General features: G+C 58.3%; 10 protein-coding genes. 3 read left to right on the top strand and 7 right to left on the bottom strand.

Annotation, left to right across the window (positions count from 1 at the left end):
• Positions 1 to 28: 28 nt before the first annotated feature.
• On the bottom strand, positions 29 to 1,699 hold the full coding sequence (locus tag G449_RS0112310; protein WP_022659620.1) for a bacteriohemerythrin: 1,671 nt from the start codon (positions 1,697 to 1,699) through the stop codon (positions 29 to 31).
• Between the two features lie 98 nt (positions 1,700 to 1,797).
• Here G449_RS0112310 and yedF point away from each other — a divergent pair, with 98 nt between their 5' ends.
• On the top strand, positions 1,798 to 2,403 hold the full coding sequence (gene yedF, locus G449_RS0112305) for a sulfurtransferase-like selenium metabolism protein YedF (RefSeq protein WP_022659619.1): 606 nt from the start codon (positions 1,798 to 1,800) through the stop codon (positions 2,401 to 2,403).
• Between the two features lie 289 nt (positions 2,404 to 2,692).
• Here yedF and G449_RS0112295 read toward each other — a convergent pair whose 3' ends face one another.
• From G449_RS0112295 to G449_RS18665, 5 genes are all read right to left on the bottom strand, one after another.
• A complete protein-coding gene (locus tag G449_RS0112295) occupies positions 2,693 to 3,892 on the bottom strand; it encodes an iron-containing alcohol dehydrogenase (RefSeq protein ID WP_022659618.1) in 1,200 nt (399 codons plus the stop codon).
• Between the two features lie 553 nt (positions 3,893 to 4,445).
• A complete protein-coding gene (locus tag G449_RS0112290) occupies positions 4,446 to 7,445 on the bottom strand; it encodes a hypothetical protein (RefSeq protein ID WP_245170771.1) in 3,000 nt (999 codons plus the stop codon).
• A 523-nt stretch (positions 7,446 to 7,968) separates the two neighbouring features.
• Complete coding sequence (locus G449_RS0112280; protein WP_022659615.1) at positions 7,969 to 8,751, bottom strand: hypothetical protein; 783 nt, start codon at positions 8,749 to 8,751, stop codon at positions 7,969 to 7,971.
• On the bottom strand, positions 8,748 to 9,092 hold the full coding sequence (locus tag G449_RS0112275; RefSeq protein WP_022659614.1) for a hypothetical protein: 345 nt from the start codon (positions 9,090 to 9,092) through the stop codon (positions 8,748 to 8,750). The genes G449_RS0112280 and G449_RS0112275 overlap by 4 nt, the downstream gene beginning before the upstream one ends.
• Before the next feature lie 8 nt (positions 9,093 to 9,100).
• Positions 9,101 to 10,375, bottom strand: a complete 1,275-nt coding sequence (locus G449_RS18665) for a YIP1 family protein (RefSeq protein WP_027180972.1) — start codon at positions 10,373 to 10,375, stop codon at positions 9,101 to 9,103.
• Between the two features lie 356 nt (positions 10,376 to 10,731).
• Between G449_RS18665 and G449_RS0112265 the strand changes: the two genes are divergently transcribed.
• On the top strand, positions 10,732 to 11,952 hold the full coding sequence (locus G449_RS0112265) for a sodium/hydrogen exchanger (RefSeq protein ID WP_022659612.1): 1,221 nt from the start codon (positions 10,732 to 10,734) through the stop codon (positions 11,950 to 11,952).
• A gap of 103 nt (positions 11,953 to 12,055) precedes the next feature.
• The gene (locus G449_RS17860) at positions 12,056 to 13,042 is read left to right on the top strand and encodes an RsiV family protein (RefSeq protein WP_027180971.1); all 987 of its coding nucleotides are present in this window, start codon (positions 12,056 to 12,058) and stop codon (positions 13,040 to 13,042) included.
• Between the two features lie 87 nt (positions 13,043 to 13,129).
• Here G449_RS17860 and uvrC read toward each other — a convergent pair whose 3' ends face one another.
• Positions 13,130 to 15,019: an excinuclease ABC subunit UvrC gene (uvrC, locus tag G449_RS0112255; RefSeq protein WP_027180970.1), complete on the bottom strand. Its 1,890-nt coding sequence runs from the start codon at positions 15,017 to 15,019 to the stop codon at positions 13,130 to 13,132.
• Positions 15,020 to 15,028: the final 9 nt, after the last annotated feature.

Below are 15,028 nucleotides of genomic sequence, written 5' to 3'. Positions count from 1 at the left end.
TTGCACAAAACATCTTCGATTTTTATGACTACCGCGTTTTCGCGGGTTCCTTGTCCTCGGGCTTGAGGTAGGGCAGATAGGTGGGGTCAGTGCCCATGATGTGCTGCACCAGCCAATCCTTGAGGAAGGTCAGCAAATCCATGCTCACGGTGGCGGTACCCATGCGCAACTGCTCTTCCACCTCATCCAGCTTGGCAACAAACTTCTTATGGATCTTCATGTGTTCCGCTGCGGCCTTGTAGGCGGGAACATTGAACAGCCTTTCTTCATCACCAAAGTGGGTGGCCGTGTAGTCGCGCAGTTTCTTGAGCACACCGATCATTTCGGAGGCGGGCTTGTTATGCGTCATGGCCTGATGCAGTTCGTTGATATACTCCACCAGCAGCTTGTGTTCCCTGTCCACCAGGGGCACGTGCAGTTCGAGCTTGGGCGTCCACTCCACAAACTTGTCGGAGGTGGCCTGATCATAGTCGCCTGAAACAAGCGCGTTGACGATCATATCCAGCTCTTCCATGCCGCTCTGAAACGTCAGCAGCGAGGCCGTAAACATTTCCATATTTTTTGAGGTGCTTTCCGCCACACAACGCACTTCTTCCAGAGCGCCGCTGGTTCCGGCGCTCTGCTCGGACTGCTCAGCGGCACCGGCGGCGATGCTGGCGAGGTGCCCGGCGGTATCCGCCATACTTTGCAGAATAGCACGCATCACATCACCGGCATTGGTGGCCTTGTCTGCAGCGTCCACGCTCAGTTGAGCGGCCTTGTCCACAGTCAGCACATTGCGCCGTGTTTCATCCTGAATGGCCTTTACGGCCTCCTCGACTTCCTTGGTGGCACCCATGGTTTTTTCAGCCAGCTTGCGCACCTCGTCGGCTACCACGGCAAATCCGCGCCCGGCCTCGCCAGCGCGCGCCGCTTCAATGGCGGCATTGAGGGCCAGCAGATTGGTCTGATCAGCAACTTCGTTGATGACGCTCATGACCTGACCGATATTGCTGGCTTTTTCGCCCAGCCCAGCCATGGCTTCCTTGAGTTGCACGATGGTGTCACGCACACTGTCAATGGAGCCAACTGCGCCTTCCACTTCCTGCTCGCCCGTGGCGGCGCTGGCGCTTGAATTCTGGGCGTTCTCCGAGAGTTCACGCACACGCAGGGAGGCCTGACTGGCAGAATCTGCCACGCGCTCCATAGCCGCGCCTGTTTCCACAAGTCTGTCGCGCTGCACGGCAACGCCGCCGTTTACGTCCGTAATGAGGCTGGCAAGCTTGCGCATGTCGCCAGAAAGTCTGGTGCACACCGCATGGGCCTTGTGCAGGGCAATAACGCCCTTTTCACGCCGCTTGCGCAAAGTTACGACAAGTTCCTCAGATTCCTTGAGCTGCTTGGCAAGTTCGCTGTTCTGCGCCTGCAAGGATTCCACAACCTGGGCGTCCGCCTTGGTTTTCAGCGTTTCGCGCAGGCTTTCAATGCACTGCATGGCCCGCTGTTCCACATCGCCATCAGCAGCTGGCGCTGCTGCCTGAACGTCCAGATACTGCGCCAGATGGGCAGCACGGGAACGCCCACTCAGCCAGAGCCAGATGTTTGCACCGGCACAGACAAAAATAATGCCGACCACCAGCCAGCTCATACCCTGTATACCGCCCAAAACGGCTAAACCGCCCAAAGCGGCAATGATTACTACCTGAAGCGCAATGCCCATATATGCCTACCTTAGTTTATCTTGCTTATCGGCTTTTTTCTAACTACCCTTACCCCTAATAGTTGTAAATCTCATATATCATGAACAGGAGAATATTCATGGAACAATTTGATTGCAGAGGGCTGGCCTGCCCCCAGCCCGTCATGCGCACCCGCGACGCCCTGGCAGCAGGAACAAACGCCCTTGAAGTGCTGGTAGACAATGAACCCGCACGGGAAAACGTGCGGCGTTTTCTGGAAGGCCGCGGCTTTACTGTTGCCGCCAGCCAGGAAGGCCCCGACTGCTGGCGCATCACGGCAAGTGCTGGTGAATCTGCGGCATCCGCCCCGCAGCAGGCTACGGAAGCTTCCCGCCCGCGGGGCGAAACCAACCGGACGCTGGTACTCATCACCACTGAGACCATTGGCCGTGGCGATGACGGGTTGGGCGCAAAACTTATGGGCAATTTTGTGGCAACCCTGCCGGAGCTTGGCCCTCGCCTGTGGCGTATTGTGCTGATCAACGGCGGCGTCAAACTGGCATCCCACCCTGGCCCTGCGCTGGACGCCCTGAAAAAGATGGCAGCCGATGGCGTTTCTGTGCTTGTATGCGGCACCTGCCTTGCGCACTTTAGCCTGCTGGAAGCCAAGCAAGTGGGCGATACCTCAAACATGCTTGATATTGTCACCAGCCTTGACCTGGCAGACAAAGTCATCCGTCCCTGAGCCTCTGCCCCTCGGGCATGGGCTGCCTTAACACGCAAAAAGCGGCATGGATTCCATGCCGCTTTTTTTTGTTATGGAGCAAAGCCACGCAGTTTTTCATTTCATACCGCTGTCAGATACGCGGAGCTGAAACACGGCACACGGAGCGGGGCGGGGCGTAAACCACAACGCAAAAAGCAAGAAAAACGGCGCGGAAAGCCCGCGCCGTTTTTCATACCGCGATGTCTGCCACAGGCCTGTCCCACCGGGGGGCATCAGGCAAACGGCCTACATTCTGGAGGACACTGTATTACAGGGCCGCCTTGTAGATAGCCGCCACAGCCGCATCCGTCATGGAGCGGGGGTTGGTAAGGCCGCATGCGTCCTTCTGGGCGTTGGCGGTCATGGTGGGAATATCGGCTTCGCGTACTTCCTTGCCATACTTCTTGCCAAGGGCGACCAGGCCATCAGGGATACCCACGTCCTTGGACAGGATGTTGATGGCGGTGATGGCTTTGCGCGAGGCTTCGTCAGCGCTGATGCCCTGGGTGAGTTCGCCCAGGAGCTGGGCAATGCGGCCAAAGCGACGGCGGCTGGAGATGCGGTTGTATTCGCACACATGGGGCAGCAGGATGGCGTTGCATTCGCCGTGGGGCAGGTCATAGAAGCCGCCAAGCTGGTGAGCCATGGCATGCACGTGACCGAGGCTGGCGTTGTTGAAAGCCATACCAGCCAGATACTGGGCATAGCACATGCCTTCGCGGGCTTCCTTGTCCCGGCCGTTGGCAACGGCGCGGCGCAGATAACGGTTGATGTATTCCATGGCCTTTTCAGCGCAGGCATCGGTCATGGGCGTGGCGGCGGTGGAAACATAGGCTTCCACAGCGTGGGTCAGGGCGTCCATGCCGGTGGCCGCGGTCAGGGCCGGGGGCATACCCATCATCAGAACGGGATCGTCAATGGCCACGCTGGGGGTACAGCGCCAGTCAACAATGGCCATTTTCACCTTGCGGGAGGTATCGGTGATAATGCAGAAACGCGTCATTTCAGAGGCGGTGCCTGCGGTGGTATTAACAGCAACATACGGGGGGAAGGGCTTTTTGGACTTGTCCACGCCTTCATAGTCATGAATCTTGCCACCGTTGCCAGCCAAAAAGCCTACGCCCTTGCCGCAGTCATGCGAGCTGCCGCCGCCAAGGGTAACGATGCTGTCGCACTTTTCCTTTTTGTACAGCTCAAAAGCTTCTGCAACGTTTTTGTCCGTGGGGTTCGGGATGGTCTTATCGTATATGGCATACTTCATCTTGGCGGCATCAAGGATGTCGGTGATCACTTTAAGGATACCGGCATTAACGATACCCTGGTCAGTTACAACCAGCGGCTTCGCACCATTGATGCTCTTCAATCGAGCAGGAATCTCTTTGGAACATCCCTCGCCCACCAGGGTGACGTTAGGGATAAAGAACGAGGTGATCTGACCCATATGCATGCTCTTAAGATCCGTACTCATTCGTAACTCCTTTTGTTATACAGAACGATATTAGTGTGAAATGCTCTGTCGTAAGTATGAAAGACTCCTGTGGGAAAAAATATACCATATAAAAAACCAATGCAAGCATAACAAAGCATTTAGTTAGTTCTTTTTTTCCTTTTAGTTTCACATTCAAAAGTTCTTTTTTGCACAATCAACTAGAGTGTAAAATTATTTTTTGCACAAGCACACCATTGATTGATTGACCACACAATGCACCCGCTTAAAATAAAACCGTGAAAAAACAGATGACTAACCGTTTTGCATTGTACTTTTCCACAACAACAAAAAACCACCGAAGCAGGCGAACCTGCAACGGTGGTTTGAAGACGGGAACCGCGTCGTTCCCATACTTCCGGTGTGTACTGGCGCTGCCTGTCAGGCAGGAGCGCCCTGTGCCCGACGCAAAGGCAAATGCCCGCGCCCGCCGTATGATTATTCAGCTGATGCCTGCGCAGCAGGCATCAGCTGTTCTCTTGCTGCCGTTTGGTCTATATCTGGCTTCCTGGCGCCAACTGCAACCGCAATGGCGTCAGAATGTTCCCGGTTCCCGCATCTTTCCGGGACGGCACAGACGGCTTAACCGCCTCAGATATTCTTTACGCTTATCAAGGTAAAAAGCCAGTGGCCGGGAAAAATTACGTCCAAGCAGTCCGTCCACCAGCATCTGGCTGACCTCTCGCTCACGCGTCAGCACAAGCTGCGCCCGCGCAAGCACGTTGCGGTCAGCCTCGGGCATGGCCCTGGCAATCTGCCGGAAGGCATCCTGCGCGCGGGGCTGATAGAACCATATATACATGAGGTCAAGGGCGTTAATGATGAAAGCCCGTTCAAGCTCCTTGCCCATCACCCCGCCGCTGCCCTGCAAGCCGCCGGATTTTGCCAGTTTGATAAGAGCGTCTTCGTCAGGAAACAGCAATTCCAGGCGCGTGTAGCAGTCAAAAACATTGGCAAGTTTGCTGCGATAATCCCATCTGCGCATGCGCAGGTTCACCTGGCTGTCGGCATACCCTTCAATGAGAGCGGCAACCGAATCCGAGGCCATCTTGGAAATAACCGCAGCGCTCGGCACAAGATACATGGCCGGGTTATCCACCCCCAGCAGAAAGGCCATCTGATACAGCACCCAGTTGTACAGCGACGACACCGGGATGGCCAGAAGGCTGCGGAACAGATTGCCGATGGACGCTTCTTTGGGAAAACCGCGAAACACATTGTGCGCACACAAATAAATGCCGTTAACAAGGCTGAGCACGCCAAACACCACCCAGGGGTCTTGGGCCGCAGTAATGCCGAGGGTTTTGTCGAGCAGCAGCACACGCACCAGCATTTCGAGCAGCAGCACCGAAAAGCCCGTGAACATGAGCGAATCGCACAAGCGGCTCACGTTGACCTGATCTTTCCAGTGAATGAGCGTGGAACGCGTTGCCCCCTTGGCAGCCATGACCATCTGCACCACGTTGCGGAATCCCGTAATGCCAAACCAGATAAAGGTGCCGCACCAGGCGAGGAACCACCAGTTCTGCGTGTACATAAAGGAGAAAAACGCCGGGCAGAAGCCCATGAGCACCTTGAGGCAGTTGCTCACAAAACTGTTAAAATAGGCTGGCCCCAGAGGTTCGCTGCTGCCCTTTTCGCAGGTTTTGCCCAGCAGGCCGTTGCCGCAGGCAAGGCTCAAGCCGCCAAGATTGAGCACGTTGCCCTTGGTGCAGATGCGAAAGTCCACGCTGGCGGTCTTCCAGACAGACTGGCGTTCCATACCCAGATGGCGGCAGCCGGGCAGATGGCGTAGCAGGCGCAAGGCCTTTTGCCAGGGCGAAGGATTGCGGGGTTTGCTGTAACGCACGCATTCTTCAACCGGCGAACAAACGGGAATATCCGGCTGTTTTTGATCCCTTGCGTAAAATTTGCGGCTGCGTGCGGGCAGGGTTTCGCGCAGCACAAAACCCATGCCGTAGGAATCGCGGCTCACCGAGCTTGTGCCAAGGCGTGAACCAAGGGGCTTGTTGCGATAGTGCTCCCACAATTTCGGCACGTTGTGCAGAATATGGCGGAACTTCGCCGCGCGCTCCTCATCCTGGGTGCTCATGCGGCGCACCATCGTGCGGATCATCTGCTTCACACGCGGGCCAAGCCCTTCATTGAGGGCCTGCTGCAACTCGCTGATGGCCTTGAGGCAGGAGTGCTTGCCTTCCATCCAGCCGCGCATGTTGAAAATTTCCAGATGGCTGATGCTGCCCCGGCTGTCCCACAAAAGCTCCGCCACGTCTTCCACGCTCAGCCCCTTGGTGCTCAGCACAAGGCGGTAGCCGGGGTTCAGTTCAGAAAGCTCTCGGGTAATGTCGCCCACAGAGAGCTGCATGAGCGGCGGCAGGTCGCCGTGCGCGCAGGGCTTGTTGAGGTCGGGCATTTCCGGGTGTTCCTGGGGCGAAAGCCAGTGGTCGGCAATGTATTCAGCGCTCAGGCTGTCCAGAAAAACCAGCTCGGCCCTGGCCTCTTCGCTATCGCTCTCAAGCAACAGGGCTGCGCGTTCACGTAGCGAGGGCTGCACATGCGCATGCAGCGCCTCGGCAAGGTGCAGGCCAGAGGCCTGCCCCCGGCCCACATGCCGCGAAAAGCCCTCGCCGGTCAGTTCCGGCACAGGGACTCCCCACTGGGCTTCAAGCTGCGGACGCTGGATTTCGTTCCAGAGCGCAAGGCTTTCAAGCACGCGTTCACGACGCCAACGCAGCACCTCGCGGCCCCTCTTCATGAGCTCGGCAACCTTGGGGCTGTGCAAAAACTCCAGAAAATCCTCGTTGGAGCTGAAGCCACGAGGAATCCAGAACAGACTAATGAAGCGCCCGTAAAAAGGCAGATGAAATTCCAGACCGATACGCACGCCGATGCCGGTGATTTCCGCTGCGCGCAGGATTTCGCGCGCGGCCTCGGGCTGCACCCAGTATTCATAGGCAACAGTAAGGGAACGCATACCCTTGATCCATGCGTCCATGATCAGATGGGTGGGTGTTTTGCGCCCCTTGGTGTTGGCATCATACACATGGTCGTCAAAGGCAAGCTGATTCCAGCTTTCGGGCATTTCAGGCAGATGATAGCGCGCAAGCATACGGCGCACCACGCGCGGCGTTCCCTGCACGGTGCGGCGAAAATCGTGAGCCAGCTTGAGCTGCTCAAGCTGGTTGCCGTGGGCACGCACCATGCTCTTCATGATCTGCATGAGGGCGCGCGCGGTGTTGCGCCGCAGGGCCGAATGGGCGCTGTTGAGCACTTCATCATACAGGGTCTTGAGGGCAAGCAGACGGTCCCGAGCCTGTGTGCGGCCTGTCTGAAGGTTGCGCAGCAGGTTTATGACGGCATACGCCATGCGCGAAACAGGCGAGGCCACCAGTTCCTTGATGCCGTGCGGGTGCAGGCTGGGATCAAAAAGAAATGTGTCCGACTGTTTGCCGTCGGATTCCAGAATACGGTTGACCAGAGCCAGGATGTCCCTGTCCTGCTTGTCAAAATAAAGACCTTGCATCTTCGCGCACACGGCGGATCTCCTTTCTGCCGCTTCCCATTCAGCCAAATCCATTGGGGGAATGATCGGCAAGGAACTGTTCCCGCATACCTACGCGGCCTTTTGCTGGCAAAAGGCCGAAGCCAAGACAGACGCGGCCGCGGTGACGCAACGCGCAAGCTGCTTGTGACGGAGTGAACAGCCCTAGTATTTCTTATTACTTACCCTGTGACAATAGCTTCGTCAAACAGAGCTTTTTCCTTACGACTCAAAAAGTTAGGAGCGGGACATCACTGCCCCGCTCCAGCTTGACGGCAAAGCCCGCATGGCGGGCTGTAGCATATCGGCGGCGACAACACAGCCTCGCCGAAAAGACGGAAACACAGAATGGCAACGCAGTGCCTCAGACCTTATCTGCCCAATTTTTTTGCAGTATTCGCCTTGGCACAGGGAACTAAATCACAAAGAGGGCCTGGAACTACCGTTACCCACTCCGCAAAAGTTCAAAAAGGTACAATCCCTGCGTCATATGAGGGACGGCAACGGATTGATACTCCTAAAAAGCCTTTGTGCCAAACACCGTATCCCAGAACGACTTTTCCTTGGACGAAGGGTCAACCCAGGCCAGAACTTCGCGGCCCATATCCCATGCCAGCGAGCGGGCGATAAAGCCCGAGGGGTCGCCGGGATTGCGCTCCCTGATGGAGAAAAGATAAAAATCATGCACCTGCCGGGCTTCCATCAGCCCGCCCTGCGCCATGGACCAGAGCAAGGTGCCGGAACGCGCGTCATACACCTCCATAGCCAGCGAAAGCGAACTGGAGCCAGTGCTGCCGCCGTCCATGTAGTGATTGATGTACCCCCCGACCACCATTTCCGCGCCGCGCTGGCGGGCCAGGGCTATGGCGCGGGAGGGTTCGTACGGCGCGCCCTGCGGCGCATACTCAAGGGCCTGAAAGGCATTGAGCGAAAGCCAGACCTGCCAGACCTGCCGCGAAAGCATCTCGCTGAAGCTCACGGCATTGGCTATCTGCTGCGTGGCACGCAAGGGTACGAACAGGGCGCGGGGTCGCCGCCCCAAAACCATCTGCGGCGCCACGTAAATGGCAGGAGGCTGACGGCGCACAAAGTTGTTTATCTGAAACTGAAAAGGCGTGCCGAAATCGCCAGTGACGCTCACAGACCTGTGGCTGTCGTCTGGCGGCGAAGAGCAGCCGCCGAGGAGTGTAAACAAAAGCGTTGCCAGAATTGTAGCTGTGACTAGCGCCAGCGCAAGAGGCCCGCGCTGGCGCGACCCCGCGCCGCCCAAGCCACAAAACCGGATATACAGATGGTTCATTGCGTTTTCTCCGAGGCCAGACATGCGTTTTGCATGGAATCGAGCAGCTTTTCCCTGGCTTGCGCCAGGCTGTCGTGCAGATCGCGGCGTTTTTCTGCCGGGATGGTGCAAAACGAGGTCTGGCGGGTCATCTGCACAAGGCTGCGCATTTCCCGCTCCAGCTGAACCAGATGGAGCGATTCCGCTTCCGTCAGCGCAATGCTTCTTCCGGCCAGTTCCGCCAGATGCCCAAGGTCTTCGGCCTTGGCGCGAATGGTGTCTGGCCTGATGCTTGCGCCATATTTACGACAACTGCGAAATTCATGCCAGAATAGCGCAATTCTTCGCCAAAAGCGGGCCATGGCAATCCTCAGAATTGGGCAGCCTTCATCACCTGCAACAACAGCGGCGCGAGCAGCAGCACAACAGGAGCAAAGCCCATGAAGGTCTGCGGCCACGTAAGATTAAGAACCGTGCGGCACCCCACAAGGACGCAGGCGATCATCCAGATGAAGCCCACTATGGAGCCCAGCAAGGGCACCACGCACAGCAGCGAGGGTGCTGCCGCATAGGCCGCCACCTGAAACACCAGCGAGAATTCGGGCTTTTTGCCCGTTATGAAGCCATAGGTAAAATGCATCAGCGCCGTCAGCACATAGAGCTGCACGACAGAAACGCCTGTTTTGATCAGGATGGTCATGGGCAGGCTGAGCTGGGGCGAAAGCAGAATGAGCATTTTTTCCAGCTCGGGGTCAGAAGCGGCGCTGGGCGCCATGAGGGAAAGAAAGATGCCCGACCACACCCTTTCGATAACAACCTGAATGACGCTGATTATCAGATAGAACACCAGTGGCCGCACCTGCGAGGATTCCGCCCGCATATGGGCAAAAAAGTTGTGCGCGCCAAACATGACCCGCATACAGGTGTGATAAAAGGCGGGTATCCAGCCATCCGGCTCAGGCGCGGCCTCCCAGGGATTGGCTGGGCCGTGCTGCCCATCGTCCTGATTGTCTTCGCGGTCGTTTTCAAAACGCGAGGATTCACGCGCATAGGCCGCGCTGGCATTACGGCTGTCATCAGCATCATCGTCAGCCGGGCCAAAAAGCCCGCGCTGCGAGTTGCGTTTCTGCTGATTGTCGTCATCCCGGTCGCCAGCGCGTTTTTCACTGCTCTTATCGACACGCTGGCCAAAAATATTTTTGCCGCCCAGCAGCCCCCACAGATTACCGATATGCCTTTCTTCCCCAGTATCCGCCTGAGGAAATTTTCTGCCAGACTGCGGCTTTTGCGCGGGTTCACGGCTCTCGCCCCGCTCGTCTTCAGCACGGGAGGGTTTCTGCGCGGAATGACCGGGAACAATGGCCCCAGGGGGCAATGGATCATCATCGCCCGACTGCCAGGCTCCCCGCCCATGCTCTTCCGCACCCAAATTTTCAGGCCGCGCAGCGGCGGCTTCGGAATCACCACTGTGCGCAGGATTTTCAACGGGGTGTTCCGGCTCGGACAAAACATCCATGACGCCAACGCCGGGAACCAGACGGAATCGGCATGCACAGTGCGGACATGTGGCTATAACTGCCTTGGAAGGCAGACGATCGGCGGGCAATTCGCGGCTGAAACCGCAACGCGGACAAGTAATATTCACAAAAAGCTCCTAGGCTGACCGGTAACACCGGCACATAATTCACCGCCACTTTAGCCGCAGGCACCCATACTGGCAAGTGCCGCCTGCCCGCTTGCAACATTGCGGCGCAGGGTTCAGGCAGCAAAGCCTGTGCCCCCCGATTTTGCGGCGCTGCAAGCCGCTGAACGCCTGGCGACGTTGTTGACAGCACGATGAACAACGTCTATTTTAGCGGCTCAAGGGGAGTAACTGGGTTCTCGAAACCCTGGCGACATCAACAGCATGGCCTCATGGCCTGGTGTCGCCGTCGGTATAGCCGATTAGTGAGACCTTGGCGTTACATCGCCAAGGTCTTTTTTCTTTTTAAGGAGAACAGCATGACCATTCGCGCACTGCGCCCCTACATCATTGCCGTGGGCATGACCCTGCCAGGCATTGGGCTGCGTTTTCTGCACCCTGACGTTTCGCCGCTTCTGGTGGCCCTGCTCTCGGGCATGGCCATTCTGGGTGCGTCCTTTCTGCTCACCTGGGCGTGCGAAGTCGCCCAGATGGATATTCCGCAGGCTGTAGCCGTGGCTGTTGTGGCCTTTATCGCAGTGCTGCCCGAATACGCTGTGGACATGTACTTTACCTGGATGGCGGGCCAGCACCCCGAGAGCGCATACTCCCACTACGCCATTGCCAACATGACCGGGGCCAACAGGCTGCTCATCGGCGTGGGCTGGTCGTCCATTGTGCTTGTTTTTGCCAGACGTTTCCATTCGGGCGTTTCCCTGCCGGACGACAAACGCACAGACGTGCTCTTTCTCGGCCTGGCGACCATTTACGCCCTGTTTATTCCGCTCAAGGGTTCGCTGACCTGGGTTGACGGCGTAGTGCTGCTGGGCATCTATATCTGGTACATCTGCATTATCGCCCGCAGACCCGTGGAAGAGGAAGAACCCGAGGGCCCCGCAGCCCTGCTGGCCCATTTTGCCAAAAAGGTGCGCCTGCGCAGCGTTATTCTTATTTTCCTTTTTTCAGCGCTGGTCATTTTGTGCAATGCCGAACCCTTCAGTGAAAGTCTGGTTGCCAGCGGAAAACTGTTGGGCATCAACGAATTTTTGCTGGTGCAGTGGCTTGCGCCTCTTGCCTCGGAGTCGCCCGAATTCATCATTGCCCTCATGTTTGCCGCACGGGGCAATGCTTCGCTGGCTCTGGGCAGCCTGCTTTCGTCCAAGCTGAACCAGTGGACCCTGCTTGTGGGCATGATCCCTGGTGTCTACGCCGCGTCATCTGGCTCGCTTTCACCTTCCATAAACCTTGACACTCACCAGTTTCAGGAAATACTACTGACCGCCGGGCAGTCCCTTTTTGCCGTGGCCCTGCTGGTGGATCTGCGCCTGCATGTACGCGAGGCCCTGTGGCTGTTCATCCTGTTTGCAGCCCAGCTGCTCTCGCCGCTCTACGACACCCAGGTTGAAGCCCTGCTGGGGCTTGCGCACGATCCTTTACGCCTGCACTATTTCTTTGCGCAGGTGTATCTGGTGCTGGCGGCAGTGCTGCTGCTCAGAAACTGGCGCGGCCTTCTGCGCCTGCGTGAAGGATTCAAGGTTTAAAGCTATTGTATTTACCGCCCGCATGTGTTCCTGTGCCTGCACATGCGGGCTTTGCCGCAAAACCCCGTCGGCCAGACTTTTCTGACCGCTACAATGGATGAATATGCCCCGCTTAGTCTTTTTTCTGCTTCTGCTTTTGCCGCTGCTGGCATGCGCGCAGGCCGCCCTTGCTGCCCGTCTGCCTGAAGTGCAGGCAGCGGGATCACTTAAAGCTGAAACTCCAGTCCAGGGCATTAAAATAATACCGGCCCGCAAGGATTCCGCGGACGCGCCTCCCACTTCGCTGGCCGCTGCCGACCCCAATGCGGGCGCAGGCCAGCCCCCTCAGCTCCCGGCCAATGCGGACAAAGACACCTCTGCCGCAGCGGACACCCCTGCCGCGGCAGATGCCGCGCCCGCGCCGAAAGCTGTGGAAAAAGCCGACGAAAAGACTGCGGCAGCCATTATTTCCGGTTCGCGCCGCCTTGGCATCATTGAACACCAGATCGTGCGCACCAACCGGGAGGGCAAACCGGATATCAACCTCAGCTATCCCTCGCTGGGCATTCGCGCTGTGGACGCCAATATCCGCGAATGGGCCACGGGCATTGCCAACGCCTTTGAAGAAACCTTCAATTCGCCCGGTCTGTACCCGGATGGCAACCGCCCGGTTCCTGAACTGTGGTGTTCCTATTCTCTAAGCCATCCTTCGGACAAGGCGCTGAGCATCACCTTTGAAGTCTGGACATACACGGGCGGCGCACAGGGCAATCTGGACATCATGACCCTGAACTACAGCCTGCTGACAGGCCAGCGCCTGGGGCTGGTGGATATTTTTGAAGATCCGGACGCGGCCCTTGCCATCATGTCCGCACGGTCGCGCAGGGAGCTTTTCCAGCGTCTGGGCGGCATGCGTCAGGAGCAGTACCTGCGCACAGGCCTTAATCCCGTGCCGGAAAACTTCGCCAGCCTGACCCTGACGCCCTCTGGCATACGCATCAACTTTCAGCCCTATCAGGTGGCCCCTGGCATGGCTGGCGCGCAGAAGGTGGAGATCCCCATTGAAGAACTCCAGCCAGCGCATCCCCTGATGCTGCTCTGGGGCAAATAACGCCCCTCGCCGTAACGCGCTCATATATGCAAAAAGCCCCTTTCGGGGCTTTTTTTGTGAGCAGTCGTCAATGACGCACTGCGGCAATCAATCGAGACCGCGCAGCTTTTCGCGCAGCAGGGCGGCCTTGGCAGGGCCGATGCCGGGAATCTTGCACAAATCCTCCACCCCTGCGGCCCGCATGGCCTCAACACTGCCGAAGTTGTCCCAGAGCAAACGCGCCGTGGCAGGGCCGATGCCCGGCAGGCGCATCAGCTCGCCAGACAGGGCAGCACCCTGCCGCGCCCGACGGTGTCGCCCAATGGCAAAGCGGTGGGTGTTGTCGCGCACGTTCTGCAAAAACAGCAGCTCCGGGCCACCCTCGCGCAGGGGCAGCGGATTTGCGCGGTTGGGCACAAAAATTCTGTCAGCCACATTGCCAGCGCGGCGGTCGGCATGGCCCTCTTCATCCCTGGCCTTGGCAATAGCAGCCAGAGCAAACAGGTCTTCCTGCCCTGCCTCGCGCAGGGCACGCTGCACGGAGCCGAGCTGCCCGCGCCCGCCGTCTATGAGCAGCAAATCCGGCCACGGCGGGCCGCTCTCAAGCCTGCGCGCCACCCAGGCATACAGGGTTGCGTAGTCATCCCCGCTGTCGGGCATGGCATAGGCCCGGTACTGCGAACGTTCGGGCTTGCCATCTTCAAAAACAACCATGCCCACGCGGGTCTGTTGCCCGCCGGTGTGGGACACATCCACGCATTCAATGCGCATGGGCGGGCCGGGCAGGTGCAGGGCTTTTGCCAGACGCTCCAGAATATTCTGATCCGTTTTCTGTTCCTGACGGCGGGCTTCCTCCCGCGCGTTGGATTGCGCAAGGTCGATGAGCTGGTTGTCGCCCGCATTTTGCGGCGGCACAATGCGCACGGCTCCGCCCCGGCGATCGGCAAGAGTCTGCTCCAGAGTCTCGCGGGTCGATGCGCCGCTTTCGCCTGCCTGCCCGTTTTCGCCAGTTGCCCTGTCGCCCTCTTCCCCCGGCGCCTCTTCCTGATCGGCGGGGATCCAGGGCAGCAGGATGCGCGGGGGCGGCGTGGCCTGGCTGTAATACTGCCCCATGAACGACCACAAAAGCTCCGGCGCGTCTTCAAAGGTCAGGCCCGACCAGTAAAAAGCCCGCCCGTCAGTCACCGCCCCGTTGCGCACAAAGATAAGCCCCAGTGCCAGCCCCTTGTCCGCAGAGAACAGGCCCACCACGTCCATGTCGCCGCCGCCGGGCAGCACGGCGGCCTGCCGTTCAACCGTGCTTTCCACTGCGCGGATCTGGTCGCGCAGGCTGGCGGCCCTTTCAAATTCCAGTTTTTCGGCGGCCTGTTCCATGGCAGAGCGCAGCCCGCCAAGCAGCTCGGCGGAGCGCCCCTGGAGCAGATCCGTTACCTTGCGCACGTTTTCGTTATATTCCTGCGATGTCACCATGCCCATGCAGGGCGCGGGGCATTGCCCCATAAAGTGATACAGGCAGGGGCGCACACGGTTTTTCATGGCCTTGTCGGTGCAGCGCCGCAGGGCAAAGGCCCGGTGGATGAGCTTCCACGTTTCACGCGCCGCCAGAGCGGACGTGAACGGGCCAAAATAGCGCGCGCCATCACGCCGCGCCTGCCGCACGATTTCCAGCCGGGGAAAGGGATGCTTGGGATTGATGCGAAAAAGCACGTACTGCTTGTCGTCGCGCAGCACGATGTTGTAGTGCGGCCTGTGCTTTTTGATGCAACTGGCTTCCAGCAGCAGGGCCTCTTTTTCCGTGGTGGTGGTCAGGTACTCAATGCTCTCGGCATGCGAAAGCATGGCCCGCGTTTTGGCGGGCAGGCCTTCTGGCCGAAAATAGGAGAGCACCCGGCGGCGCAGCACGCGCGCCTTGCCCACATAGATGATGCGGCCCTTGGCGTCCTTGTACAGGTAAACGCCGGGAGTAAGGGGAATGCTGGATGATTCGGGCTTCTGCATAACAAAAGA

It is taken from the genome of Desulfovibrio desulfuricans DSM 642 (genome assembly GCF_000420465.1).
GTDB lineage: Bacteria > Desulfobacterota > Desulfovibrionia > Desulfovibrionales > Desulfovibrionaceae > Desulfovibrio > Desulfovibrio desulfuricans.
The sequence above is the reverse complement of the archived record's forward strand: the minus strand, read 5'-3'. Positions and strand labels throughout refer to the sequence as shown.

What these genes read in the sequence shown, in the direction of transcription:
- G449_RS0112310 (WP_022659620.1), bottom strand. Translation starts at nt 1,699, where the DNA reads ATGGGCATTGCGCTTCAGGTAGTAATCATTGCCGCTTTGGGCGGTTTA.
- yedF (WP_022659619.1), top strand. Translation starts at nt 1,798, where the DNA reads ATGGAACAATTTGATTGCAGAGGGCTGGCCTGCCCCCAGCCCGTCATG.
- G449_RS0112295 (WP_022659618.1), bottom strand. Translation starts at nt 3,892, where the DNA reads ATGAGTACGGATCTTAAGAGCATGCATATGGGTCAGATCACCTCGTTC.
- G449_RS0112280 (WP_022659615.1), bottom strand. Translation starts at nt 8,751, where the DNA reads ATGAACCATCTGTATATCCGGTTTTGTGGCTTGGGCGGCGCGGGGTCG.
- G449_RS0112275 (WP_022659614.1), bottom strand. Translation starts at nt 9,092, where the DNA reads ATGGCCCGCTTTTGGCGAAGAATTGCGCTATTCTGGCATGAATTTCGC.
- G449_RS0112265 (WP_022659612.1), top strand. Translation starts at nt 10,732, where the DNA reads ATGACCATTCGCGCACTGCGCCCCTACATCATTGCCGTGGGCATGACC.
- G449_RS17860 (WP_027180971.1), top strand. Translation starts at nt 12,056, where the DNA reads ATGCCCCGCTTAGTCTTTTTTCTGCTTCTGCTTTTGCCGCTGCTGGCA.
- uvrC (WP_027180970.1), bottom strand. Translation starts at nt 15,019, where the DNA reads ATGCAGAAGCCCGAATCATCCAGCATTCCCCTTACTCCCGGCGTTTAC.